The following is a 26,475-nucleotide window of genomic DNA, read 5'->3' on the forward strand; positions in this document are numbered from 1 at the left end:
AGGGCAGCATATGGGCTGCCCTCTGCGTGTTGCACTTCATTACTGTGCAGGTTGCTTGGAGTCTTGTTCGTCACCACTTGCCGTTTTGTCTTCGGCTCCGGTAGTACTGCCTTCTTCTTGAACAGGAGGATGAATGATATCTTGAATATATTGCTTGAGTTTTTCTTCACTGGTTACCGTCAGCACCTCAGCTCCGCCTGGTGTCCGCTCTTCCTTGAGCATTTTCATTGGCGGGATCTGCTCGCTGCCGTTCATGCTGCTCTGATATCCGAGTCCGCCCAGCTTCCACATGTCGGAGAGGGTCAGATTGGTATCTACATAAGGATTTACTTCTTCCAGAATGGAAGGCAATTTGGCAATCGTTGTTGTTGACTGCATTTTGGCTGCTACAGCTTTCAGGAATTCACGCTGCCGCTCGGAGCGGGCATAATCCGACATGGCATCATGACGGAAACGAACGTACATGAGAGCTGTATTACCGTCCAAATGCTGGTAGCCTTTTTTCAGATCAATATCGTATTCATTATTGTCCGCTTTACTTGTATAGTGCATGTCCTTCTCTACGTCAAAATCCACACCGCCAACGGCATCCACCAATTTGATGAATCCTTGGAAATCGGTATACACATAATACTGGACAGGGATACCCAGCAGGTCTCCGGCAGCTTTCATTGCCACGTTGGGACCATGGGTAATGGCAGTATTGATGCGTTCCTTGCCATATCCGTCAATGTTGACGTATGTGTCACGCAGAATGGAGAATAGATTAATTTTTTTGGTGAGTGGGTCAAGCGAAACGACCATCATGCTGTCAGAACGAGGGACTTCCCCCTTCTCCAGCCCGCGGGCATCTACACCCATAACGAGAATATTAACCGTTTCGGTGCCTTCCCATTTCGGAGGATCCGGTGTGCTTACTTTTTCAACATTTTCGATACCGGCAAACGGCGATTCATCGCCTTCCTTTTGCAAGCCATTCAACTGATTGAGAATAGAACCGAAATAAAATGCCGCAGCGCCTCCAACAATCAGCACGAAGGCGGCAAGAGAAATCCAAATGGTTCTCTTCGTCTTTCTGGTCATGCTAGCTCTCCTTTGTATTCAAAATAAATGAAGATGAGTCCAATTTGATCTAGCCCGGGCTTTCCGTACACGACTTATCTGTGAGCTGCAACAGAGGACGCGGCCTCAGACTATTTTTTAAAGCTTGCTGAATTTTGACTGATACTATTATAATTTCTTTTTGGGCTACAAGCAATTTCAACAAAATCCAAGTGAGGTATAATCATGCTGGCGATTGATGTCAAAGATTTACGCAAGTCGTTTAGCGTCCAGAAAAGTCGAGGAGGGCTTAAGGGCGCATTCCAGGATCTGTTTGCACGTCAATACCAGGAGGTCTTGGCTGTAAATGATATTTCATTTCAAATTCCGCAAGGCGAAATATGCGGATATATTGGGGAGAACGGTGCCGGTAAATCAACAACAATTAAGATGTTGACCGGCATTTTGGTGCCTACTTCAGGGCAAATATCGGTTGGTGGATATGTTCCGTATCAGGAACGTGAAAAGTTTGTGCAGAATATTGGTGTCGTATTCGGTCAACGCAGCCAGCTCTGGTGGGATATCGGAGTCATTGAATCCTTCCATCTGCTGCGCAAGGTGTATCGAGTAGGCGAGGTCGATTTCCGCAAACGTCTGGATGAACTAGTGGAGCGGTTGCAGCTTCAGGATCTGCTGAACCGTCCGGTGCGTAAGCTCAGTCTTGGACAGCGTATGCGCTGTGAGCTGGTCGCTGCGCTGCTGCACAATCCGGATATTGTGTTTCTGGATGAGCCAACCATTGGTCTGGATATTGTGGTGAAGTCGGAAATCCGCGAATTCCTGAAAGACATGAATAAGGAACATGGAACAACCATTTTGCTGACAACCCACGATCTGCAGGACATCGAAGCTTTATGTTCAAGAGTTATTATGCTCGATGCGGGCAATATCATTTATGATGGCGGGTTGGATCATCTAAAATCTCAGTGGGGCAAAGAACGGGAAATCCGGTTCAAGTTTGGTACGGCTCACCCTATGGAACAAATGCTGGAATGGACAGCTGCGCTTCCTGTTCGCTGGACGGTGGAGAACGAGCTGTCCGCCTCGGTCTGGATTCCACTTGAACTCAACGTGTCTGATGTGCTGGGACGTGTCGTTGGACAGGCAGATATTACCGATATTCAGATTATTGAGATTAACACGGATGAGATTGTGCGCAGTATTTACCAATCCGGTTCCGCCGAGCGTCCCGAGATTGTGGGCGCAAAGAACGAAGCGGTGGGTGTATCCTAACATGAATAGTGCATTTTTTGATTTTATGCGCATCCGGTTCCTGACGATGCTTGCATACCGGGTGAATTATTATTCCGGCATTTTGATATATACGCTGAATATCGGCGTGTATTACTTTACGTGGCAAGCCATTTATGGCAGTAGTGGTGAACTGGGCGGTTTTACGGCAGCTCAGATGACAACATATGTGGCGGTATCGTGGATGGCCCGTGCATTTTATTTTAACAACCTGGACCGGGAAATAGCGACAGACATTCGGGATGGCTCCATTGCCATTCAATTCATAAGACCGATCAACTATGTCATGGTCAAAATGATGCAGGGTCTGGGCGAAGGTATTTTCCGTTTCCTGCTGCTTATGATTCCTGGAATGCTCATTGCCATTCTGTTGTTCCCGGTTGAACTGCCTACCGCGCCGTCCGCGTGGATTGGCTTTCTGGTGATGCTGTTCTTCAGTTTCCTCATTAATTCCCAGATTAACGTCATTACGGGACTGGCCGCATTTTTTGTGGAAAACAATGAAGGCATGATGCGCATGAAACGCGTTGTGGTTGATCTGTTCTCCGGTCTGATCATTCCAATCAGTCTCTATCCGGGCTGGATGTCTGCAGTGATGAAAGTATTGCCTTTTCAGGCCATTACGTATCTGCCTGGCTCGGTTTTCACCGGAAGAGTGGAAGGCACGGGCATCTGGAGCGTACTCGGCATTCAGGTGTTTTGGTTTGTCATACTGCTTATTCCGATGATGCTGATCTGGCGTCAGGCGCGCAAGCGTCTGTTCGTGCAAGGAGGATAACAGAGTGTACTATATGGGTCTGATCTGGGAATATTTAAAAAATTACATGAAAACACGTCTCACGTACCGCGCCGACTTTTGGGTCGAGATCCTATCGGATTTGCTGTTCCAGGCCACCAATCTGATCTTTATCTTTGTGGTATTCCGACATACGGATAATTTGGGCGGCTGGAGTGAGAGTGAAGTCCTTTTTGTTTATGGATATTTTATGGTGCCTTACGGCATTTTCAGTTGTTTTATCAATCTGTGGGGGTTCAGCGAACGATATATTGTCAAAGGCGAGATGGATCGCATATTAACACGGCCTGCGCATAACCTGTTCCAGATTTTACTCGAAAATGTGGACCCGCCAGCACTCGTTGGTTCCTTTATCGGTCTGATCATTATGGTCATCAGCGGTGCGGAGATGGGACTTGTGCTGGAGTGGTGGCATATTCCAGCCCTCATTATTCTTACTATTAGTTCAGTGCTAATCTACGCAGGAATCTATATCACCTTGACGTCTCTGTCCTTTTATTCGGACGCGCCTACAGGTATCCTGCCATTAATGTACAACATTCAGGGATATGGGCGTTATCCGGTAACCATCTATAATCGTGCAATTCAGGTCCTGTTAACATGGGTCATTCCATTTGCCTTCGTGGGTATTTATCCGGCAGCTCTGTTTCTGGAACGATCCGAAATGCATCGTATGGCGATGCTGACACCTGTGATGGGATTGGTGTTTGGCTCCATCGGTCTTCTGCTATGGAATTATGGTGTGAAGAAGTATCGCGGAGCAGGATCATAAGAGAAGACCTTTGTGAAAGGTAATAGACGAGATTCAGGAGGTAATGAGATGACATTAACCGAAGGGAAACTGGCACCAGACTTTGAGCTTCCGTCCAGTACGGGAGAGACGGTGAAGCTCTCGGATTATCGCGGACAGCGGGTGCTCATATATTTTTACCCGAAAGATATGACTTCTTCCTGCACACAGCAGGCATGTGATTTCCGTGATCGTCATGAGGAGTTCAAGGGGTTAAATACAGTTATTCTAGGCATTAGTATTGATCCGATGAAGCAGCACGACAAATTCATTGCCAAATATGGATTGCCATTCATTCTGTTATCCGACGAAGAACATCAGGTTGCCGAGCAATACGGCGTATGGCAGCTCAAAAAGATGTATGGCAAGGAATACATGGGCATGGTACGCTCCACGTTTCTCATTGATGAAGAGGGTGTTCTGCTGAAGTCGTGGTTGAAGGTGCGAGTTAAAGGACATATTGAGGCAGCACTTGAGGCTTTACAGCAACTTTAGGAAGGTAAACTTGTCTGCTCTCTATACATCGAATAAATGTTCACTTCATAATAAAGGCTGTGTTCGCGGATTATACCGTGAAGCACAGCCTTTTTATGTGGGCAAGCGTTCTGGATGAGTCTGATTTTTTTTGTTCTTGCCAAAGCGAATGCGATGAACAAGTAACAGCAATAGCGGAATAATAAAGCTGCAAGTAATGTCCCAATCCACCCATGCAGGCATGATGGTTTCGATATAAAAAATGACATTGGGGGAAATCAGGATGCTCAGTGCAAACATAAGCAAAGATGAAGGGAGAATGAGTGGTTTGTATGTTTTCAACCGAAATAGATGAGCTAGTCCGATAACAAAAGCGAACATGTACAGCAGGCTTTTGAAATAGGTCGCAATTAACCAGGCAGTAGCCATGAAGGCTTCAATACGCTCAAAGAAGTTGCCGATATTAATTTTTTGGGACAGGGTATACGAAATGAAAATGTTATGCTGGGTTAGGAAAGGTCCCACAACCATAATGGAAAACAATAGCAGTACACATAGAAGCAGACCTCCACAGAAAGTGGCAAGCAAGAGGTCTCGTTTAAGGTGTGGCCCTGACATTACATAAGGAAGAATCATGGTAAGCACAAGCAGCTCTCCGAAGGAGGTGAATGATCCTCGAATAACGGTTTCAATCAAATGCACCCAACTTATGCTCAGAAATGGTTTCAAATGCGAGGCGTCTAATTTGGGCATTAACCCCATAAACAGGAAGGCCATAAAAAAAACAACAATGGGGGTTAATAGTTCACTGGTTGCTCCCATGGTATTTAACCCTTTCATTAGGCCCCAGGTTAGGGAACACATGAGCATAATTAAAATGACACGGATGGGGGTTTGGAGATAGATCTGGGTCGTCATGAAGTCTCCAACCTCACGGATACAGATGGCAGCGCCTATTGCGAAATAGAACAGGTAACCAGCAGACAATACTGATCCCATCCATGGACCAAGCAATTTCTTGCAAATTTCGATTAAAGATAGTTCAGGGAATGTTTGGTGCAGCTTGTACAAAATCCATATGATAAACAGACCGATGGGCTGGCTGAGGAAAGAGCATATCCATGCGTCCTGTTTGCCCAAGGTTGTGACTAACGAAGGATAGATCAGAATCATATCCCCAACCATGACAAGAAAGGTAAGCAGGGCAAATTGCCGAATGGTTACTTTTTCTTTTGGCATGGTCTCCAGCCTCCTTCCTGACATAGTAGAACTCCAGGCATTACCTTATCCCGAAGGTTTGTTTTTCCAGCGCTTTTTGAGCATGTGCACCAACAGTAACAGTCCCGGCAATATAATGCTCAATGTGGTATCCCAATCTACCCAATACGGAACGACCGTAATGACGATGAAGGTCAAATTGGGCGAGACCAGATTGGCAAGACCGAATATCAGAAATGTTGCTGGCAGAATAAGTACGCGATACTGCTTGAGCTTAAATAGTTCGGCACATCCCACAATAAATGCGTACATATACACCATTGCTTTAACATACGTGGAGATGAGCCAGGAAGAAGCCATAATGGCTTCAATACGCTCAAAGAAACCACCGATGTTAATCTTCTGAGATAAAATAAAGGAAGCATAGATGTTGTGCTGGGTAAGGAAAGCACCTAGAACAAGCAGAGAGATAGTAACCAATATTGCCAGCAACAAGTTGCCAAGTCCTGCCGCAACAAGAACATCCCGAGTTCGGTGAGCTTGTTTTATCGTATAGGGAACAATCATCATAATGGGGACCAGCTCACCTACCGGATATATGATACTGATGAGAATACCCTGCAGGATGGGAACGACGCCGGTATCTGTTGCAGGCTTCAAATTGCTGGGATCAACCTGAGGGAGCAGACAGAATGCAAGGACGAGAATAAACACGATCAGAATAGGCATCAGCAGTTCACTGCTTCTCCCCATCGTTTCCAATCCATGGTACAATCCCCAGCCAACTGTAATGACAAACATCAGAATGATGACGCGAATGGGGGTGTACTGAAAGATTTGGGAGGTGAGGAAATCTCCGACCTCTCGGGTGTGCGTGGAGGCACCTATTACAAAAAAGAAAAGATAAAATCCGGATACAAGACTGCCTGGCCAAAATCCCAGAATGCTTCGTGAAATCTGAATCAGATTTTCCTCCGGATACAGATTGCACAGCTTTAAAAACATGAGAATGAGGGCCATTCCCAGTGGAACCCCGATAAGAGCACATATCCAGGCATCTTGTTTGGCATAGGATGTGATGACCGAGGGATAGATGAGCATCATATCTCCCACCACCATCATAAAAATGAGGATGGACAATTGTCTTGTTCCGATGCGACCCTGCTCAAGCATAATGTCCCCTCCTTTTTTCCCTAAGTGCCAGTCAAGTGTGCCAGAAATTGATTTACAGGTTCATAGATCCATATGATGAGATAAAGTGGGCTGGGAATTTCCCACAGGTTTGCCGCAAAGACACTTAGAATGGTAGCTAAGAGCAGTAAGGCACTGTAAACAGCTGTTTCTTTCCATTCCTTGCGACGTATTAGACCCGGCACATCAAACCATCCAATGACCCCTGCGGTCACAATGACACTAAGTGTAAGTAACACCCTGTCTCACTCCCTAATTTGATCTTTGAACGAATCATCCAGTGTGCCTACACGTTTGATTTGTACATTGACATCGTAATGGACATCCAGATTTTCCAAATAACTATCCCATTCCTTCTCCACTTTTTTAAAGAACTTTGGATCAGCATGGTAAACCTCTTGCCCGAATCCGAAAATATCAACGTGAAACTTGCGCTGGACCGATTTAATGGATTTTTGCATCAATTCCACAAGCCGTTCCTCACTGTCCCGTTCGAGTTCCTTGAGTACTTTCATTGAACCAATTTTGATTCCGCATTCCACGGCACCTATGGAAGTTACATTTTTGATTTTAATGTTGATTAAAGGGTGATCTGCCACGACTTTTGCTTTCCGTTTGGTCGTTGTACGAAGTGTTTTGAAGGTCACATTTCCACCTTTGCGACAAGGCAGATGGCTGATGGTGGATACCACATTGTTTCTGATGTAGTTGTATCCCTTGGACTCATCCTCCGTTAGCCACCCTATCAGTTTGTCTCCTTTGAACACGGATAGTCCGGTAGAATTAAGGCTGGCAGGAGACTTAATGGTTGAGATGTTAGCTTGACTTCCACTTTTCTCCGATTGACCAACAACCTCTACACCGGTAATTACAGGCTGTATTCCAGGAGCCAAAATATATTCCATTAATTGATCTCCGGTTACGGTTGTTGTGGGTGACCACGTTTTGGTCGAGACATCCAGTGAATTAAACATCTTTTCCGCAGGGATGTTCTCAAGTGGCGTTAATACGTCAAGCACTTTGGACGCCGTTGTATTTCGTGCAACCATGACGTAATAGTCAGGACGAACCGTAGGCTCACGCATTAATGCTTCTGTGATATCATAAATGCCTACTTTGCGAGCATACTCCTCGCCAATGACCATTATGCGGATATGTGCCATGAATATACGACGGGGGCTAGACTCCGTTAGCTTTTGAATAGCTTCAAATAAGGTAGGCGCAGAAGCCTGATACTGAGTTACAGGCGTTCCTTTACCTCCCCCGGACTTGGAGGATACTTCATTGGGAACAACAACCTGGGCACTCACCTTGATCATATCGCCATCCTTGTCCACACCCAGTCCCAGCATAATGCCGAGTTCATTGAGTTCCTGTCGATCCCAGCATCCGGTAAGGAGAGGGAGCAGAACGACAAAAGATAGTATTAATTGGAACCATTTGTTCATACGCGTTCTCCTTACCGATTATCGCTTCGTTTTTTTGTTCGCTTGTCTAGTTTCGTTCGGAGTTCCGGTAGAGATCGGACGGGTTTTCATCCGGGTCCAAGGCACGCGGAAAATGGTATCTTTGAGATCTTTACCGATGTAAGGCGCGAACGGGGACATGTAAGACACCCCAAAAGATCTTAAACTGCATAGATGGGTTACCGTAATCAGCAGAACCATCAGAATGCCATAGAAACCAAAGGCAGCAGCCAGAATCATCAGGACAAAACGTAGAATCCGTACAGAAATGGAGAGGCCATTTTCCGGAATAACATAACTGGATATCGCTGTAATGGATACGATAATTACCATGGCAGCCGATACAACGCCTGCGTCTACTGCGGCTTGACCAATAACAAGGGTTCCTACAATGGAAACGGCCTGACCGACGGTCTTCGGAATCCGGATACCCGCCTCCCGCAAAATTTCATAGGTCAGCTCCATTAAGATAGCCTCAATGAATGCGGGGAATGGAACCCCCTCACGCTGAGCTGCCAGACTAATAAGCAAGTTGGTAGGCAGCATCTCCTGGTGAAAGGTAGTGATGGCAATATAGAAGGATGGAGCGAGCAGCGCGATAAAGAAGGCCAGATAACGAATCAATCGAATCAATGAGCTGATATCGGCACGTTGGTAGTAATCTTCGGGAGACTGAAAAAAATGTACAAACAAGGCTGGGACAAGCAATACGAAAGGCGTGCCGTCTATAATGATTGCTACTCGTCCTTCAAGCAGTGCAGCACATACGGTGTCTGGTCGCTCACTGTTATAGACCGTAGGGAAGATTGTACCTGTTTTGTCCTGCACGAGTTCCTCGATATATCCGCTTTCCAGAATAGCGTCAATGTCAATCTCATCAAGTCTGCGCCGCAGTTCTTTTACAACCTCTTGATCGACGATATGCTCCAGATATACAACGGCTATCCTGGTGTTCGTGACTCGGCCAATCTCCCTTTCCTCAATCCAGAGATGAGGGTCTCGAATTCGTTTGCGGATCAAGCCTGTATTCGTACGCAAATTTTCATTAAATCCCTCCATGGGACCGCGAACAACCGTTTGGGAAATCGGTTCACCGACGGCGCGGTCTTCCCAGCCTGCTGCTGCAATTTTTAGGCCCTGATTGGAACCTTCTAGGAGCACTACGGCAAAGCCCGCCAGAAGGGCATCAAGAATGTCTTTCATTTCGTTGATTAATATCACATTGCTGGCTGCCAGCACGTCATTCTGGAGATAAATCAGATGCTCGTTATCCTCCGAAAAGTCAGGCAGTTCACGGGTTTGTAACAAGGATTCAAGGATGGAATGATTAATAATCTGCACATCCACCATTCCATCGATGTACAACATGACAGAAGGCCATTTGTGCAGGCATTGCAGTGGACGAACCATCAAGTCTTTGCTATTCCCCATCACTTGGTTGCAGTAATCTATATTTTCCGTAAGATTCGGAGATATTTTCTGATCCTGACTGCTCTGCGATGCTGTACTCATTCCTTCACCCCTTATACACCCTATATTTGCAAATTAGTATGACCTGGATGAATCAGGATTATCACAAAAGTGTTATTGAATCGCACAAAATAAAAAAAGAACATTGTCAATCCTTATAAATTAGAATAATATCTAATTAGATTTATATCTAATATTAGAGAAGAGGATTTGTCATGTGGTATAGATCTTCCATTCTGGTTCTACTACAAAAAGAATCGGAGTACCGCAAGTTCTTTGTTGCGGGCTTAGTGAACGGCATAGGTGACCGTTTCTGTCAGGTCGCGATGCTTTCGCTAATTCTCAGCACAACAGGATCTGGACTTGCCGTAGGGCTTGCCCTTGGTCTGCGTGTGCTTCCATTTCTGCTGCTTGCCCCGGCAGGAGGTATGTTAACGATGCGCTTCTCACGGCGAAAGATTATGCTGCTTACCAATCTGATAAGGGTGCCATTTGCTCTGAGTTATTTACTCGTAAATAGTGCAAATGATCTGTGGATTCTATATACAGCGAGTACTTTATTAGCCTGTGCTGAGGCTCTCTATGCGCCGGTCCGCAAATCAGGCATACCACTGCTTGTTCAGCCGGAACATTTGCTCAAAATTAACGGACTTGAACAGGTAATGAACGGTACGGTGCTGATCGTGGGTGCCTTCCTTGGGGGGATCACCTCATCCGTGCTGGGACCGCAGGCTGCATTTATAACCAATGCGCTGTGTTTCCTGGTGGCAGCTGTTATGATCCGTAAAGTCTCGTTTCCATCCGGAATGAGTACTGAATCAAATGGGATGTCACTTGAACATGTGGAGAAAACATCCGCTGCAGCTTCTGGAAATCCTTCAGTGATTACTCGTGCCAATGGTGCAGTTCATGTTCCTTCGGTGATATGGCGGCTGGTTCGATCGTCTGTAGCATTACAGATCATCATCCTGTTTGAGTTATGGGTACCAGTCATTAACGGGATTGATAATGTGTTGATCAGCGTATATGCAATTGAAGTGTTTGCCCTTGGGGATTGGGGTGTAGGTCTGTTCTATGCGGCGCTTGGGACGGGGCTGGTATTAAGCAACTGGTGCTCTCGTTATTTTCAGCATTGGCTGCTTCCGGGAGTAGTAATATGTCTGCTTGTGGAAGGTGGATTGCTTATGCTGCTTAGTATGGCGACTCTGCCAGTGATCGCAGTTCTGATCTATATTCTGCTGGCCCTTATGTCGGGAGTAGGCAATGCTTGTCTGGATACACTGCTGATGCGTGAGACTCCAGAGAAATACCGAGGGCTTATCTATGGTTTGGTAACGGCTTGCAGTAGCAGCATGCTGGGGTTATCCATGTTTGGTGCAGGTTTGTTATTGGAAGTCGTGGAGCCACGGAATCTTGGTTTTGCAGGTGGTTTGGGTTTTGCGGGTATTGCTGTTTTGCTTACAACTTATGGATGGCTAAGGGCGCGTGAGGCTTTTAGGATTAGACGTATAACCAAAAAAACATGAAAAAAAGGAGCCGCAATATGCAGCTCCTTATTAATAATAGAGAGGTTAACCCGGAGATCCCACATCTAATAGGGCAGGAAAACCTCTGCGCTAGATGTGTCTGAAATCAACCACTAATATCATCGATCGTATGTGAGTAATTATTGTTTATTTTTGTCTTTGCCGAATGGCGGCAGGTTTGCGCAACGATCGGGCTGCCCACGCTTTTCGATAACGGTACAGTACGGCTGCAATCAGCAGCAGTCCGATTCCCGCCACGATGTAAGCTGTATATTGATGGGCAAGATGGAACACCGCGTTCCATTGGGGTCCGAATATTTTGCCAATACCCAGGAACAACAACACCCAGAACAGGGCGCCTGAATAGGCATAGAGAGCGAATTTACGAAAGGGAACAGCGGCTATACCCGCGAAATATCCGGTGAAATGTCTCACTCCCGGAATGAAATAACCGATGAAGATCAGGGCATTGCCGTACTTGGCAAACCACTTTTGCGTTTTATCCAGCTTGTCCTGTTTCATCAGAAACCATTTTCCATATCGTGTAATGAACGGCAGACCTGCTTTGGCCCCAATAAAATAAGTGATCGTCATGCCAATCGTCGTTCCCAGAAAAGCAAGGATGGCCAGAATTCCGAAGTCCAGATGTCCCTTGTAGGACAGAAACCCTGCATAGGCCATAGTTGTTTCTCCCGGGAAGGGAAGGGCGATGAATTCCAGCAATAAGCCAAAAAACAAAACGCTGTATCCGTAGGATCCAAACAGATGCTGGACCTTTTCAAGCAATTCCAATAGACTTCACTCTCCTGCAGACAGGGTGGGAGGAGATACGTACTCTCCAAGGCGTTTTGTTCACGATCCTACCTGTCCATTATGCTACCTAATCCGAAGCGAAGAATCAATCACGAGCCATCCCAAATTGTGAAAAATTATAAAACAAAATCGCGTCTTTTTTCAGCGCATCCTCCATATAATTCTAACAAATCTGCTGAAGTCTATCAGCAAATTCACTAGAGACGTTGGAGGTCGATTCGTACATGGTAACGCCAATACATACATTATTATCTGGAAAATGGTCTGTGCTAATCCTTCGCATTGTGGTACTGCTGTGTGTATTCGCTGCATCTGCAGGCACAACAACTTACGCTTCCTCTGTATCGGGCTCTGATGCACCCGCCTTCAAAGAAGAGAATACTCAAGACAAGGTAGTCTATTTGAGTTTTGACGACGGACCGGGTAAGCATACCCGTGAAGTATTGGATATTTTGCGCAAGGAGCAGGTTTTAGCCACATTTTTTGTGCTTGGTGAGCAGGCAGAACGTTATCCTGAGATGATCCGTGCGGTTGTAGAAGATGGACATGCTTTGGGCAATCATACGTTTAATCATAATTATGAACAGCTATACAGTGATTTCAAAGTGTTCTGGAAGCAGATCAAACAGACAGAGGCGGTAGTGGAGCGAATTACCGGATTTCGGCCAAATATGGTCCGGGCACCGGGCGGTACCTACGGACATTTTGACCAAAGTTATTTTGATCTGCTGAAATTGGGCGGGTACACCGTTATGGACTGGAACGTAGATAGTGGTGATTCCAAACGGAAGGGTGTTCCGGCTAAAGAAATCTTACACAATGCAACCAAGGTGCCTGCCGGGGCAAGTTCGGTCATTGTACTGATGCATGATGGAGGCGCTCATGCCGAGACGGTAAAAGCACTACCTGGCATTATCAAGTATTACCGTGATCAGGGTTTTCGTTTTGACACGATGAAGGCCTCGGATGAGCCTGTTCAATTCCGTATCAATTCCAATGGTAAATACAAGTCTCGCGAAGCCCCGGGTAAGGAATGGATCGCTGAAAATGTACAGGAGAACAGCAACCTGTGGTTGGCTGGCAAGGAACTGAAGGTGGAAATTGGCTTGGCAGCAGCGACGTTGAAGCAAGGAGAGTTTCGCGTGGAAGATCAGCGGATCATGGTGCCTTTGCGGACCTTTATGAAAAAGTTCGGTGGCAGCGCTCGCTGGAATGCAGAGACCCGAACAGCTACAGCCATATGGAAAGACCGAACCATCCATGCAGACAGCATCCGCGGAGAACTGACAACGAAGCGTGCAGACCAGATGAATGACAGGACGACGGAGGGGATCGTGCAGAGCCAGGGAGGAACGATCTGGGTTCCGCTGCGGGAATTGATGGAGCATATGGGAGTAACCATAGATTCCCTAAAGGCGAATGAAAAAGAATGGATGGTTAAAGCCAGCGTTCCTCTGGCAGCAGCGAACAGCATGTATTTGGATAAATTGATCTGAATAAAGTCGTTCGTGCAGGACTATTCTCTCTACTTCCGGGCAACACTGAATCATAGATTAGTATGGTTCAGGAATGCCGATGGATGGAAGGAGATCAGGAGAAATGTCTTATATCCGAATGGAACATGAACATGCCGTAGAATTGCTGAATAGAGTTATGAAGCGAGTTGAGAGTGTAATCATTGGCAAAAAACAAGAGATTCGTTATGTGTTAACTGCCATGCTTAGTGGAGGTCATGTACTTCTGGAAGATGTTCCGGGTACTGGCAAAACGATGCTGGTTCGCGCCGTCGCTTCTGCGCTGGATTGCTCCATGGGACGAATTCAGTTCACGTCGGACGTGATGCCGGCAGATGTGACGGGCACATCGATGTATCATCCGCATACGGGAGAATTCACGTTTCGGCCAGGACCGGTCATGTCCAATATTGTTCTGGCTGATGAAATCAATCGCGCTTCCCCCCGTACCCAGTCGGCACTTCTGGAAGCGATGGAGGAACGACGCATTACGGTGGATGGCACAACCTATGCTTTGCCGCGCCCATTCTTTTTGCTGGCGACGCAGAATCCGTTGCAGTTTGAGGGCACCTATCGTCTGCCTGAAGCGCAGCTGGATCGTTTTATCATGAAGATCGGACTGGGGTACCCTGATCCGGAGCAGGAAGTCGAACTGTTAACCCGGATGCAAAGCAGAGAACTGCTTGATGAACTTCGTCCAGTCATGCTGGCTGAAGAAGTGGTAGCCATGCAGCGTGAAGTAAAACATGTACATGTGGACCCTGTCGTCAAACAGTATCTGGTTGCTGTTGCCGTTGCCTCCAGAAGTCACCCGGCGGTAAGACTGGGAATCAGTCCGCGTGGGACATTGGCCTGGATGGCTGCTGCACAATCATTTGCTTACCTCCAAGGACGCAGTTATGTCATTCCCGATGATGTGAAAGAGATGGCTGTACCTGTCCTTTCCCATCGCGTTCAATTAAAAGCCCAGAACAGAGCGGAAATCTGGGCACAGGCGCAGGTGATTCAAGAAGCTCTGTCATCGGTCCCTGTACCTGTACAGATGGCGGCACAGGGAAGGGGACGGCGTCAATGACTGCGCTCGGTCAACGGATGTTGGGTGCTGTCCTGGTTGTGGCTTTTGCCTCGTTGTATGTATGGCATGGCGGCAAAGCCGCGCTATTTCTGTCCATTATGGCGGCCTTGATGCTCGCAAGTGCGCTGATTATCCATGTGTTCGGTCCGCGCAATATTCACATTCGCCGGCAAATGCATGCGAATCGGGTTGTGGCAGGCGAAAGAACGCTCGTGGCAGTGGAGCTGAAATTCGACTGTTCGATACCACTGTTATGGATGATTTTGTGTGAGAATACGCCTGCTGGCGTACATCGTAAATTACTATTTCCGGGAACCCGTCGCCAGTTTACGTATCAATATGAATTATCGGGTTTGCGCAGAGGCGTATACAGATGGGAGTCAGGCAGATTGCACTGGGGTGATGTTTTCGGGTGGAATACGGTCTCCGCAGAAACGGTGAATCATACCCCGCTCATTGTTGTTCCTCAGGCAGCGGACTGGGGCGGGAATGATCACGGAGAATACTCGGCAATGGGTGAAGATACGCTGTCTGAGCGGAGAAGCAGTCAGGGAAATCGCAGCCCTGAGTTCCGGGAATATCAGCAAGGAGACCCGCTGGGACGTGTTCATTGGAAAAGTACAGCCAAAACGGGTAAGCTTCAGACTTTTTTGCCTGAAACCTCCGATTCTGTCTCCCTGGGTATACTGGTGTATGAAGGTGCATCCGGTTATGAAGTACCGCAGTCAGAGAAGAGGGATACGCCTGCTTTTGAACGTGCGGTCCGTGCAGCTGCTCGCTGGATTCATACTGCTGAACGGGATAACATTCCTTATCATCTGTGGACGGAAGGCGGTGGGTCGGGATCTGCTCCTCAGGAGAAATGGAAACAGGAACTCCTGCACTCGCCTGAAAACCATGCGTTGGATAAGCTGGCGCAGGCACGAATTGCTACGGCTCAAGCTGCATCTCCGTCGCTTCGCACAGAGATGTTGGATAGAATGGCACTGGGGTCACGAATAGTGATTCTCACTGGCAAAATGGATGACGCATTGGTGGAGTGGGTAATATGTGCAATCCGTTTGGGATACAAGGTAGAGGTTCAGTTAACGGATCAAACCATTCGTGACATGGGCAATGCAACTCTGGAACAGCTTCGTCAAAGTGGAGTACAGATCCATTGGATCACAGACAGCGCATTACCTTCAATGAGAAAGGTGGAGGTAACGGATGTGGGAGCATAATGAAAACCCTCAAGCGAATTCCACTGTGGCTGACAGGGGGCGTACCGCCAGTTTCGGATTAGAGTCTGTGCATTCCATATATAAAGCGGAAACCAGAACATCTGGAGTAGATTTGAAGAGCCATGGCCACAGTTCGGAGCCTCTCCTTTACAGAATCGGTCTTTCTGCCATTTTGCTTATATTGTCCCTGGAGTGGATATATCCGGTTACGTCAACGGGTCAGCAGGGCAGTGAACGATTCTTGTCCGTGATGGCAGGATTAACGGGGGCCTTGCTGCTCGCGGGTTTGCTTCGTACCGGCTGGATCACGGGAATACTGATCAGAATCTTCTTTGCTCTAGCCGCATTATGCTGCATGTATGGAGGCAATGACCTTGTTGGATGGGCTGCTGCATATCCGACCACTCTTTCTGCCGATATGGGCAGTTTCATGAGTACGTGGCGTTTTCACTCGATTAGTGTGGAGACAAGAGGTCTGCTCATGATGTGCGGTTGGAGCATGCTGATGGCTTCCGTGCAGTCCCTTGTACTGCTGCGACGAAGTGTGATGCTGTTTGGCAGTGCAACATTGGTCTATTTGCTGCTGCTTGAATCTTTTGCCGGGCTCGATGTATATGCTTCGGTGATACGTTCTGTGCTGTGGATTTTACTCATGCAGGCCATGCTACAGTTGCTTCGCCTTAATGGCGGGGTCACCACACCGATCTTTAAGCAGAGTCCTTATGGCCGTTGGTGTACGGTAACGCTCGCGGTATCGGCAGGTATGGTACTTTTCTCAGCGATCCCTGGGCAGCTTGCTTCCATTCCTCCACCGGAACGTATATCCCTTGAGCAGATGGGTGAGCGGCTGGCCCGCTGGGCAGGCTATACACAGCACGGAAGCATTCCTGCCGCAACCGCCGTCACAGGATATAGTACAGCGGATGCACCAATGGGCGCACCTTTGGTGCAGGGAGACACGATCTTTTTTACGGCGATAAGTCCGGAAGCTACGTATTGGCGGGGCGAGACCCGTTCATATTATAACGGAAGTACCTGGAGTGATCCTGTGCAGAGCTTTGAGACGGCAAGTCCATCCGGATTGGTGCGTGCCGATGGTTGGGAGTACCCGGCCTATTGGCAACGTATTCGTCAAACGGTGACGATGAAGCGAGAGTGGAGAGGGCCCAATCCCCTCTTCACAGGTGGAATGCCACTCAATCTGTCGTTTCAGGATAAGAATAGGGATACTCAGAAAAACAAACGTTTACTGCTATCAAATGAAGATTCCGCCACATTATGGCTCGCGGCTACTTATGACAATCAAACGGTCAAAAGTTATACGGCAGATGTCATGATTCCCGTGGCAACACCTGAACAATTACGCCTTCTAGGGAAGAAGTCCAACATGAAGGATCCGGCGGCAATTCGCAGAACGTATCTGCAGCTACCCACTACGCTTCCCGGACGCGTGCAGGCTCTTGCCAAGGAAATCATTCAGGGAAGTGAGACCCGTTATGATGCCGTGCAAGCCGTAAAGTCGTACCTTGTGGACCACGCCGAATATACACTGGATACCCGTATGCCACCACGCGGAACGGATTTTGTGGACGATTTTCTATTCGTTACACGGCAGGGGTATTGCAATCATTTCTCGACAGCTATGATTGTGCTGTTGCGTGCAGAGGGCATTCCGGCACGCTGGGTTAAGGGGTTCGGACCCGGGGAAGCCGATGCGGACGTTTCCGGGCAATACATTGTGACCCAGGGAGATGCACACTCCTGGGTCGAAGTGTATTTCCCCGGCGCGGGCTGGATGCCGTTCGAGGCTACGCCAGGCTTCACCATGACGCAGGGTGAAGGCCAAGATGCCGCTGCGCTCAGCGGGCAGCAGCCCATTGCCGTAACCCCGCCGCAGACGGACGGCGGGGTGGCTCACGCGGGCGCATGGCTGCTCGCCCGCGCACGGGCCATTGCCGCGCACCCTTGGCTCGCGGCAGCCCTTGCGGCAGCGGCGCTGCTATGCGCCGCTGGGGCCATCCGCATGCGGCGGCTTCGCCCCGCGCTGCGGCTAAGGCTGCTGCTGGCGTGGCCGCGCAGCAGCTTTCCAGACCGCGAACGGCTGCTAAGCGCCGCCGCTCCGGTCTGGGCCGCGCTCGCGCGCCGCTACGGCCCGCGGCCCCCGGGAATGACGCTGCGTGAATATGCAGCGTCACCCGCCGTGGCCGCAGGCGCGGACGGCGCGGACATCGCGCGGTTCGCAGCCGACTGGGAACGGCTGCTGTACGGGCCGGACCGTCCGCTTCGCGCGGACAGTCTGGACTTCCTGCGCCGGGCACTTCAACTGGCCCGGCGCCTGCAGGCGCTGTAACACGCAGTACAGCGCAGCAATAACATAGACGCCTTTCTCGCCCCATAAAGCGAACGAGGCGTCTTTCCGCGATCATACACCGTGAACTTCATGCGGAAGATATCTTTTATTGATAAAATAGAACATCAACCCTTTTCTTATATTTCCGATCGGCAAATGTATAGAATGAAGGCAGGAATATTCGACCAATTACTGTAATCTCAGGCGTTGAATATGCCAAGTTTTGAGATGTCGAAAAAAGGAGTTTCGCCTTTCCTTGACGGTATGTTTTGTCGTTGCGTATAATTAGTTTCATTAATTGAGGGAGGCTCGGTAATGAATAAGCAAAATGAAATAGTGGTTGTCCTTGACTTTGGGGGCCAATACAACCAATTAATCGCCAGAAGAATCCGGGATTTGGGCGTATACAGCGAGCTTTTGCCGTATAACACACCGGCGGAGAAAATCGCAGAATTATCACCAAAGGGAATCGTGTTCTCGGGTGGACCATCTAGCGTTTACGCAGAAAATGCACCACACGTAGATCCGGCCGTTTATGATCTGGGATTGCCAATCTTCGGAATTTGTTACGGTATGCAGCTCATGGCGCAGCAGCTTGATGGTAAAGTGGAGCGTTCTGAGAAGCGTGAGTACGGAAAAGCAGACCTTGAGTTTGCAGCAGGCGCTACACTGGCAAAAGGCATTGAAGGTGAACATACCGTATGGATGAGTCATGGTGACCACGTGGTTACTCTTCCTCCGGGCTTCAAACTGGATGCAGGCACGGAAAGTGCGCCAATCGCAGCGATGAGCGACGACGAGCGCAAATTGTATGCTGTTCAGTTCCATCCAGAAGTACGCCACTCTGTTCGCGGTAATGAAATGATCAAAAACTTCCTGTTCGAAATCTGTGGTTGCGAAGGCAACTGGACGATGGAGACGTTCATTGAAGACACGATCAAGGATATTCGTGAAAAAGTGGGCGACGGTAAAGTATTGTGCGCACTTAGCGGCGGTGTGGATTCTTCCGTTGTTGCTGCATTGCTGCACAAAGCTATCGGTGACCAACTGACATGTATGTTTATCGACCATGGTCTGCTGCGCAAAGGCGAAGCGGAGAGCGTAATGGAGACGTTCGTCGGCAAATTCGACATGAAAGTAGTTAAAATTGATGCGCAGGAGCGTTTCATGTCCAAACTGGCTGGTGTGGATGATCCGGAACAAAAACGTAAAATTATCGGTAACGAGTTTATTTACGTATTTGATGAAGAGTCCAAGCAGTTTGATGATTTTGCATTCCTGGCGCAAGGTACACTATACACGGATATCGTGGAAAGTGGCACAGCGACTGCACAGACGATCAAATCCCACCATAACGTAGGAGGTCTGCCTGAAGACATGAACTTCAAGCTGATCGAACCACTGAACACCCTGTTCAAGGATGAGGTGCGCAAAGTGGGTACAGAGTGCGGCCTGCCGGACGAAATTGTACACCGTCAGCCATTCCCGGGTCCGGGTCTTGCGATCCGTGTTCTGGGTGAGGTTACTGAAGAGAAACTCAAAATTGTTCGTGATTCAGACTACATCCTGCGCGAAGAGATTGCCAAAGCCGGTCTCGACCGCGAAATCTGGCAGTACTTCACAGCCCTGCCGAACATGAAGAGTGTTGGCGTTATGGGTGACGCGCGTACGTATTCCTACACTGTAGGTATTCGTGCAGTAACGTCCATCGATGGTATGACAGCTGACTGGGCACGTATCCCTTGGGATGTATTGGAGAAAATCTCCGTGCGGATCGTTAACGAAGTGGATAACGTAAACCGTATCGTGTATGACGTAACTTCCAAACCACCAGCAACGATTGAGTGGGAATAGGTGTGAAATATTAGTGGACTTCATTGCTTAGAAGCCCTGATATGGTTGGAACCCTTGGATTTTTAAATAAAAAGCTCATTCTTGATAAATTGTTATCAAGAATGAGCTTTTTATATTGGTTATATGAATTAATCAACCCTAGTTCCGAAGTAACTCCAGTATTCGTTGGGGGTGACTGTTTGCTTGAGCAAGTATGGCTTGAGAGGCATCGGTTAGAATACTCAGTGTAGATATCTTTATCATTTCTTTGGATATGTCAGTGTCCCTGATTCGTGACTCGGATGCTGTAAGGTTCTCAGAATAGTTGGATGTGTTGTTATAGGCGTACTCTAGTCGATTTTGATAGGCGCCTAATTTTGCACGCTCCCCTGTGACTTTATCTAAAGCCGTTTTGATATCTGTTACTGTGATATGAGGAATGACTTCATAATCATCAAAACTTGCTTCCGAAAATGCGGTGAACAATCCGGTGTAGCCTTCAAGCATGGATGTATTGGCGGAATAGCCTTCGATCTTTCCTACACCCGTAACAGAAAATGTATAATAATTGCCTACAACAGTTCCGGTAAGTTCATAGTTCTGATCCAATTGGGCAGGATCCACTACTATGGAGGTAATTAATCGATATGATCCATTTACGCGTTCTCCAATATATAATCCACCGTACTGGCTATACCAACCAAAAACTTGGTTGTTAAAGTCGTCTCCTTTAATAATTATGCCAATATTTCCATCTGGATGTGTCGTCATGAATTTTCCATTGACCGTGATGGTCATATCGTTACCTTGAATTACTTCCGAGAGAATCGTTTTGTCACCAACGCCTTCAGTGGACTGTGTCAATAATCCGTTCTGGACTGTCCAGGCACCTTGCGCAGGATGCCATTGTGAAAACCTATTTTGATCGTTAAAATTCTCCCTATAATATAGGTCCAGATGCATGTCATTAATGCTTAGCGGAATTGTGTCAGTACCTGTATGGACAGCAGCATTAGTAAGTGACCCGTTCAAAAGGTAGATTCCATTGAATTGTGTGTTGTTTGTTATATCCTCTATATTTCGGAGGTTGTGTGTAATTTCTTGATTAATTGTTTCTTTATCACTATAGGTGTATGTATCATTTTCCCTTTGAACAAGTAGTTCTCTGATTCTTTGAAGTCCGCTTGTTATGCTATTGAGAGCACCTTCCGCAGTTTGAATTAATGAAATTCCATCTTGGATATTTCTTGCTCCTTGCTCTAAAGCCCTAATCTGAGCACGCATACTTTCGCTAATAGCTAGACCGGCAGCGTCATCAGCAGCGCGACTAATGCGTAGACCGGACGAAAGTCTTTCAAAAGAAGTTTTTTTGGCGTTACTATTATTATTAATTCTATTTTTGGCGTTTAATGCTGGCAGATTATTGTTAATTCTCATATTTCTCCTCCTATCCTAATATTAGTATACACGTTTCGTGGAGAAAATTAATCTGACAAGGATGGAAACTTAAACAAGACTGACCGTGTTGATGAGCTATGAAACTTAAAATGCATTTTTTATGAAAAATTTAAAACGTCCATCGATGGTATGACAGCTGACTGGGCACGTATCCCTTGGGATGTATTGGATAAAATCTGCAATTGATACTACGAAGAAGAACACTCTGTAAGGAGGAACTATAGCGGATGAAGGAAAGAATTGAACTCAACCCTGGATGGACTCTTGAAGATGTTGCTGCACTTACGTCTAATTCTGATCTAAAGATTGTCCAATACAGCGAGCACAATATCCCGGGTGTGGACTTGATGCAGATATTGAATGAGGAGCTGTTTGCAAATAGACCCGATGTTACTTTTCGTATATATGGCTTTCATTCGCAATCTGGCGACTTGTCTGTTCTAAAATATATGAACCATGTAGAAAAGCTTGTGATTGATTGTAACAGACGCATTCATGGGATTGAGGGCTTAGGTGAATTGCTAAGGTTAGAAGAGTTTGCATTTGACGTATTTGAAGCGGAATCTCTTGATGCATTAACACTTGTACCTGCCACTTTACAGCAGCTCCGCATCGGTAAAACCAAAACAAAGAAAACCAATTTGTCCGTACTTAACCGCTTTACTGAGCTTAAAACGCTGAGTGTGAATGGTCATACAACTAACATCGAAACGATCGGTACATTGTCTTCACTCCGGTCCCTCTATGTTTCGGGAATGCCATTAAAGGAATTGGGATACTTAAAAGATGTAACGGATTTGCGCGAACTTCATCTCAGTTTTGGTGGAGCAGAGAATCTGCATAGCCTTGCTGGAATGAAATCCTTGCAAATGTTGAAGCTTCTAAGAGTGAAGGGTTTATCCGATCTTACCGTATTGTCTGAACTAAAGGGGTTGCGCTTGTTAGGGATAGAGGACCAGCCACATATATCTAGTCTACCGTCTCTTGAGAATCTGACTGAACTACAGCGTGTTTTCCTGAACAATGTGAATGTGGAGAATGTCGAATGGGCAAAGACTTCCAAAAGTCTGAAAGAGCGCGCTCTTCTGCAAATGAAGCATATGAATGCCGAAGATATCGAATCCTTGATTCATCATACATCCTTGGAAAGAATGATCGTTCATTTGAAAAGTGCCAAACAGCAAAAAGTAGTGAAGCAGGCGATAATGGCAGCAGGCATGTGGGATGAGAGCGGATGGTGGTATAACGATGAATCGCTAAATATTTAATTCCTTTTTTAACTTCGTTTCATATTGTTTTCATGTCCGGCTTGTACACTGAGTACAGAATATGGCTATATGGCAATTGAAAGGAGAATTGAATGTATGCGTAAAACCGACAATATGAGCAAATGGAAGATGGGCATTGGAAGTGCGTTTCTGATGGTGATGCTGGCAGGATGCGGCTCGGGCATGCAGGACTTGGCTCTTGGTGCGGGGGAATCTTCATTTGTGAATTTAGAGGCAGCAGATTCGTCTTCCGATCAAGCCCAGAATCAGGAGTTGTCTGAGGGATCGACTAGTAATACACGTCAGGAACAACAGCAGGCACAGGACGTGCTTCAGACAGAGATTTAGAATATACCGCATAGGACCTACCATGTAAAAAATGAATTAGTAACCGTGGCAGCCTGCTCTCTATACCTAAGCTTTTTGAATATCCAAATACATGATCCTCATCACATAATCATTCTCTCGGTAAAGGTAACCCAAGAAGCTACCGCAATCAAAGTGTGCGATCCACTTTTGATTGCGGTAGCTTTTTGATTTGTTGCAGAAGAGGGAAACACCCTTTGCCAGGATCGACATATCCTCGAAAAACTCACCGGAAACTTCAGTTTAATTTGGGTTGTAAACCGCTGAACTGGTTCATTTTGTTAAATAATACGAACGATTTATATGATGAGTGATATTAACATTCGTTTTTCTCATTGACAAACTAGAGGTAACCCTCCTAAAATAGTGATTGGAAACACACAAATAGCGCATATTACTTCGTATAATCCCGGGGATTGGCCTGGGAGTCTCTACGAGATCACCCTAATGATCTGGCTACGAAGAGGAGAAGGCTGAGCACATGAATTCTACATGATTGCGTCGGGCAGGACATCACGCACATTAGAATTTTTTTTGTTCTCCGTAATTGGCACCGTGCCACTCCTCATCAGCTATAACCCTGGGTGATGCATTCATCTTCAGGGGTATTTGTCGTTTTTCAACAGGCTTCAACATCTCTAAGGGGGAATTAGTGAATTATGGATCGTTTCTTTAAATTAAAAGAAAACGGAACGAACGTTAGAACGGAGATTGTTGCGGGTCTTACTACCTTTATGACAATGGCGTACATTCTTTTCGTAAACACGTTGTTCTTGGGATCGGCCGGAGCCGGTATGTCGGACAATGCAGTATTTTTTGCAACAGCTGTAGGTGCTGGTTTGATGACCATCATTATGGGATTGTTCGTTAACATTCCGATCGCCCTTGCACCAGGTATGGGTTTGAACGCTTACTTCATGACCGTGGTTCTGAGTTCCAACGGTGCGATTTCCTGGCAGGCAGCTCTCGGAGCCGTATTTATCTCGGGTATCGTGTTTATTATTTTGACAGTGACCAAAATTCGTCAAATGCTGCTCGTTGCAGTTCCAGACTCATTAAAAATGGCAATTACAGTGGGTATTGGTCTCTTTATTACCATTGTAGGCTTCAAACTGGCTAATCTGGTCGCTGTAACAGTCAATGTTGCACCTGATGCGGATCTGAGTCAACCGATCCCGGGCAGCAGTTTTAACCTGTCTTTGGGTAATTTCATCACGCATCATGATGCATTACTGGCACTGATTGGCCTGCTCATTATAGCTGTACTGATGGTTATGCGCGTCAAAGGTGCACTGCTAATCGGTATCATTGCTACAACGTTGATTGGTATCCCGATGGGCGTTACGAATCTTAGCGGTTTGTCGGGTGCAAGCTGGTTGCCTAACTTCAGCGATCTGGCGGTTGGACAACTGGACTTGAAGGGTGCCATTAGCCTTGGATTGTTTGAAATCATCTTCATCTTCACCTTTGTGGAGCTGTTTGACACATTCGGAACGATGGTGGGTACAGCAACACGAATGGGGATTATGAAGGACAAGAAAAAAGGCGAGAAAACCATTGGTAAAGCAATGCTCGTCGATGCAGTGGGTGTAAGTGCAGGGGCTGCATTGGGTACAAGTACAATTACCGCATTTGTTGAAAGTGCCTCTGGCGTAGAAGCTGGTGGACGTACAGGTCTGACCTCTGTAACGACAGGTATCCTGTTCATCCTGGCTTTGTTTATTGCTCCGCTGGCATTGGTTGTCCCATCCGCTGCAACAGCTCCGGCATTGATCATCGTGGGTGTCTTGATGATGAATCAGGTTCGCAGCATTGAGTGGGATGACTTCCTGCAAGCTTTCCCGGCATTCCTTACAATCGTATTGATGCCTTTCACTGGAGGAATTGCAAACGGGATTTCCGCAGGGATTGTATCCTATGTAATTCTGGCCGTATTCAGCAACCTGGTTACGGAGCGCAAAGTGAAGATCCACTGGCTTATGTGGATATTGGCTATCATTGTTATATGCCGGTATGTATTTATCGGTGGAGAATAAAGGTTTGACTGAATGAATTGGGTCAGATACTTATCTTGTATTTCTTATTTGTACAAATGAAAGAAGCGGAAGCCTTGTACTTTAACGGGGCTTTCGCTTTTTTTTGTTTCTTATATATGTAGCGTTAGCTCTAAAAGAAGGGACAGGAGACTCTTTGAAATGTTCTACGTAGGGGATATTCTTGATCTATGGGAGATCGAAATTGACTTTCTTCTATATATAAAGGGGGAACATACATGAGTTATGATTTGATGGTTTTTGATCCAGCCAAAGCTCCAGTTGATAAAACGTCGTTTATGAGATGGTATGGTGAGCAGACAAAATGGTCAGAGGACCATTCCTATTCAGACATTAAGGTGAGCTCAGAGCAGCTTCAACGTTTTTACGAAGAACTCATTCTTATATTTCCTTCCATGAATGTAGACGACGATGTGTTTGAAGCGATGGAAGAAGCCGGAACAGATAATCGATTAACAGAATACTCGCTAGGAAAAGAAGTGATTTATGCTGCATTCGCGTGGTCTGTTGCGGAGGACGCCTATATAATGATGCGTGAGTTGGCAAGGAAGCATAACGTTGGTTTCTTTGATGTAAGCGGCTCGGATGGTGAGATCATCAGACCCTGATGTGTATACTTAAATAGCAAACTTGGGAAACAGCACTATGAGGATTACATAGTAGCTGAATATAACCCGATTGAAAGACATTCTACTATATAATAGAAACTAGTGTAATGTGAGAGAGTTGCTATTCTCAGAGATTAGAAAGATAGTTGGTGCTGCCGGATGAAGTATCGTGTAGAGTATAATAGGAGTAGGGGGGAGGAAGAGAACCGCTCACGGAAAAGTTGAAAATAAAGCTTGCATTCGAAATCTGTACATGGTATATTCTAATTCCGGCCAAGAAAACACGAGAAACACGGTGCGGCAAGCGAAACACCAAGCTTCGAAAGAAACTTAAAAAAGAGCTTGCAAAGTTGGTTCGAATGTGATAAGATATAAAAGTTGCTGAGGTGAACAACACACGGCAATGAAACAAGTTTGATCTTTGAAAACTGAACAACGAGTGAGTAACGATCTTGCTTGCAAGATCGACGCTGAGAAATCGGTACAAGCCTTCGGGCTGTATGCTTTCAAAGCAAAATAAATGAGATTTTTAATCTCGTCAGTTTCAAAATGAGCTTATCGCTCTTTTCAATACTTTATTGGAGAGTTTGATCCTGGCTCAGGACGAACGCTGGCGGCATGCCTAATACA

General features: G+C 46.7%; 22 protein-coding genes, 1 pseudogene and 1 riboswitch. Of the genes and pseudogenes, 15 read left to right on the forward strand and 8 right to left on the reverse strand.

Going from position 1 to position 26,475, the window contains the following annotated elements:
* Window positions 1–39 precede the first annotated feature (39 nt).
* A complete protein-coding gene (locus tag BMY78_RS26640) occupies window positions 40–1,083 on the reverse strand; it encodes an LCP family protein (protein WP_090904321.1) in 1,044 nt (347 codons plus the stop codon).
* A gap of 204 nt (window positions 1,084–1,287) precedes the next feature.
* Between BMY78_RS26640 and BMY78_RS26645 the strand changes: the two genes are divergently transcribed.
* Genes BMY78_RS26645 through bcp form a run of 4 tightly spaced genes read left to right on the forward strand, consistent with a single transcriptional unit; the run spans window position 1,288 to window position 4,433 of the window.
* Complete coding sequence (locus tag BMY78_RS26645; RefSeq protein WP_063568167.1) at window positions 1,288–2,334, forward strand: ABC transporter ATP-binding protein; 1,047 nt, start codon at window positions 1,288–1,290, stop codon at window positions 2,332–2,334.
* Window position 2,335: 1 nt separating this feature from the next.
* Window positions 2,336–3,130, forward strand: coding sequence for an ABC transporter permease (locus BMY78_RS26650; protein WP_024630763.1), 795 nt, complete (start codon window positions 2,336–2,338; stop codon window positions 3,128–3,130).
* 13 nt (window positions 3,131–3,143) lie between these two features.
* The gene (locus tag BMY78_RS26655) at window positions 3,144–3,920 is read left to right on the forward strand and encodes an ABC transporter permease (RefSeq protein WP_170867911.1); all 777 of its coding nucleotides are present in this window, start codon (window positions 3,144–3,146) and stop codon (window positions 3,918–3,920) included.
* Window positions 3,921–3,968: 48 nt separating this feature from the next.
* A complete protein-coding gene (gene bcp / locus BMY78_RS26660) occupies window positions 3,969–4,433 on the forward strand; it encodes a thioredoxin-dependent thiol peroxidase (protein ID WP_090904322.1) in 465 nt (154 codons plus the stop codon).
* A 93-nt stretch (window positions 4,434–4,526) separates the two neighbouring features.
* On the opposite strand, the gene BMY78_RS26665 is transcribed toward bcp, so the two are convergent.
* Genes BMY78_RS26665 through BMY78_RS26685 form a run of 5 tightly spaced genes read right to left on the reverse strand, consistent with a single transcriptional unit; the run spans window position 4,527 to window position 9,799 of the window.
* On the reverse strand, window positions 4,527–5,651 hold the full coding sequence (locus BMY78_RS26665; RefSeq protein ID WP_090904323.1) for a GerAB/ArcD/ProY family transporter: 1,125 nt from the start codon (window positions 5,649–5,651) through the stop codon (window positions 4,527–4,529).
* Between the two features lie 45 nt (window positions 5,652–5,696).
* On the reverse strand, window positions 5,697–6,803 hold the full coding sequence (locus BMY78_RS26670; protein WP_090904324.1) for a GerAB/ArcD/ProY family transporter: 1,107 nt from the start codon (window positions 6,801–6,803) through the stop codon (window positions 5,697–5,699).
* A 20-nt stretch (window positions 6,804–6,823) separates the two neighbouring features.
* Complete coding sequence (locus tag BMY78_RS26675; RefSeq protein ID WP_090904325.1) at window positions 6,824–7,060, reverse strand: hypothetical protein; 237 nt, start codon at window positions 7,058–7,060, stop codon at window positions 6,824–6,826.
* 6 nt (window positions 7,061–7,066) lie between these two features.
* On the reverse strand, window positions 7,067–8,269 hold the full coding sequence (locus BMY78_RS26680) for a Ger(x)C family spore germination protein (protein WP_090904326.1): 1,203 nt from the start codon (window positions 8,267–8,269) through the stop codon (window positions 7,067–7,069).
* An 18-nt stretch (window positions 8,270–8,287) separates the two neighbouring features.
* Entirely contained in the window at window positions 8,288–9,799 is a 1,512-nt protein-coding gene (locus BMY78_RS26685; RefSeq protein WP_090904327.1) for a spore germination protein, read from the reverse strand.
* 173 nt (window positions 9,800–9,972) lie between these two features.
* On the opposite strand from BMY78_RS26685, the gene BMY78_RS26690 reads away from it, so the two are divergent.
* Window positions 9,973–11,283 (forward strand): MFS transporter, encoded by a 1,311-nt coding sequence (locus BMY78_RS26690; RefSeq protein ID WP_090904328.1) that lies wholly within the window; start codon window positions 9,973–9,975, stop codon window positions 11,281–11,283.
* A 147-nt stretch (window positions 11,284–11,430) separates the two neighbouring features.
* Here BMY78_RS26690 and BMY78_RS26695 read toward each other — a convergent pair whose 3' ends face one another.
* Entirely contained in the window at window positions 11,431–12,075 is a 645-nt protein-coding gene (locus tag BMY78_RS26695; protein WP_090904329.1) for a DedA family protein, read from the reverse strand.
* Between the two features lie 245 nt (window positions 12,076–12,320).
* Here BMY78_RS26695 and BMY78_RS26700 point away from each other — a divergent pair, with 245 nt between their 5' ends.
* The 5 genes from BMY78_RS26700 to guaA all read left to right on the forward strand — a co-directional run bounded on the left by BMY78_RS26700 (window position 12,321) and on the right by guaA (window position 20,112).
* On the forward strand, window positions 12,321–13,592 hold the full coding sequence (locus BMY78_RS26700) for a polysaccharide deacetylase family protein (protein WP_090904330.1): 1,272 nt from the start codon (window positions 12,321–12,323) through the stop codon (window positions 13,590–13,592).
* A 103-nt stretch (window positions 13,593–13,695) separates the two neighbouring features.
* The gene (locus tag BMY78_RS26705; protein WP_090904331.1) at window positions 13,696–14,685 is read left to right on the forward strand and encodes an AAA family ATPase; all 990 of its coding nucleotides are present in this window, start codon (window positions 13,696–13,698) and stop codon (window positions 14,683–14,685) included.
* Window positions 14,682–15,908: a DUF58 domain-containing protein gene (locus BMY78_RS26710; RefSeq protein WP_090904332.1), complete on the forward strand. Its 1,227-nt coding sequence runs from the start codon at window positions 14,682–14,684 to the stop codon at window positions 15,906–15,908. The genes BMY78_RS26705 and BMY78_RS26710 overlap by 4 nt, the downstream gene beginning before the upstream one ends.
* Window positions 15,895–18,258, forward strand: coding sequence for a DUF4129 domain-containing transglutaminase family protein (locus BMY78_RS26715; RefSeq protein WP_090904333.1), 2,364 nt, complete (start codon window positions 15,895–15,897; stop codon window positions 18,256–18,258). Before BMY78_RS26710 ends, BMY78_RS26715 begins: the two co-directional genes overlap by 14 nt.
* Window positions 18,259–18,573: 315 nt before the next feature.
* Window positions 18,574–20,112, forward strand: coding sequence for a glutamine-hydrolyzing GMP synthase (gene guaA / locus BMY78_RS26720; protein ID WP_090904334.1), 1,539 nt, complete (start codon window positions 18,574–18,576; stop codon window positions 20,110–20,112).
* A gap of 138 nt (window positions 20,113–20,250) precedes the next feature.
* Here the strand turns inward: guaA and BMY78_RS33660 are convergent, their stop codons facing one another.
* Window positions 20,251–21,528 carry a flagellin N-terminal helical domain-containing protein gene (locus BMY78_RS33660; protein WP_090904335.1) on the reverse strand — a complete coding sequence of 426 codons (1,278 nt, stop codon included), beginning with the start codon at window positions 21,526–21,528 and terminating at the stop codon, window positions 20,251–20,253.
* Between the two features lie 135 nt (window positions 21,529–21,663).
* Between BMY78_RS33660 and BMY78_RS32655 the strand changes: the two are divergent.
* The 5 genes and pseudogenes from BMY78_RS32655 to BMY78_RS26745 all read left to right on the forward strand — a co-directional run.
* Window positions 21,664–21,726 (forward strand): annotated as a pseudogene (locus tag BMY78_RS32655) (hypothetical protein); the annotation flags it as partial.
* Window positions 21,727–21,776: 50 nt separating this feature from the next.
* Window positions 21,777–22,817, forward strand: coding sequence for a leucine-rich repeat domain-containing protein (locus BMY78_RS26730; RefSeq protein ID WP_090904336.1), 1,041 nt, complete (start codon window positions 21,777–21,779; stop codon window positions 22,815–22,817).
* Window positions 22,818–22,913: 96 nt separating this feature from the next.
* The gene (locus BMY78_RS26735; RefSeq protein WP_090904337.1) at window positions 22,914–23,165 is read left to right on the forward strand and encodes a hypothetical protein; all 252 of its coding nucleotides are present in this window, start codon (window positions 22,914–22,916) and stop codon (window positions 23,163–23,165) included.
* Window positions 23,166–23,562: 397 nt separating this feature from the next.
* Window positions 23,563–23,662: riboswitch (purine riboswitch) on the forward strand.
* A 180-nt stretch (window positions 23,663–23,842) separates the two neighbouring features.
* Entirely contained in the window at window positions 23,843–25,219 is a 1,377-nt protein-coding gene (locus BMY78_RS26740) for an NCS2 family permease (RefSeq protein ID WP_090904338.1), read from the forward strand.
* Between the two features lie 236 nt (window positions 25,220–25,455).
* Window positions 25,456–25,845 (forward strand): hypothetical protein, encoded by a 390-nt coding sequence (locus tag BMY78_RS26745; protein WP_090904339.1) that lies wholly within the window; start codon window positions 25,456–25,458, stop codon window positions 25,843–25,845.
* The last annotated feature ends 630 nt before the right edge of the window (window positions 25,846–26,475 follow it).

Origin of the sequence: Paenibacillus sp. OK076 (genome assembly GCF_900110055.1) — a bacterium.
Classification (GTDB): domain Bacteria; phylum Bacillota; class Bacilli; order Paenibacillales; family Paenibacillaceae; genus Paenibacillus.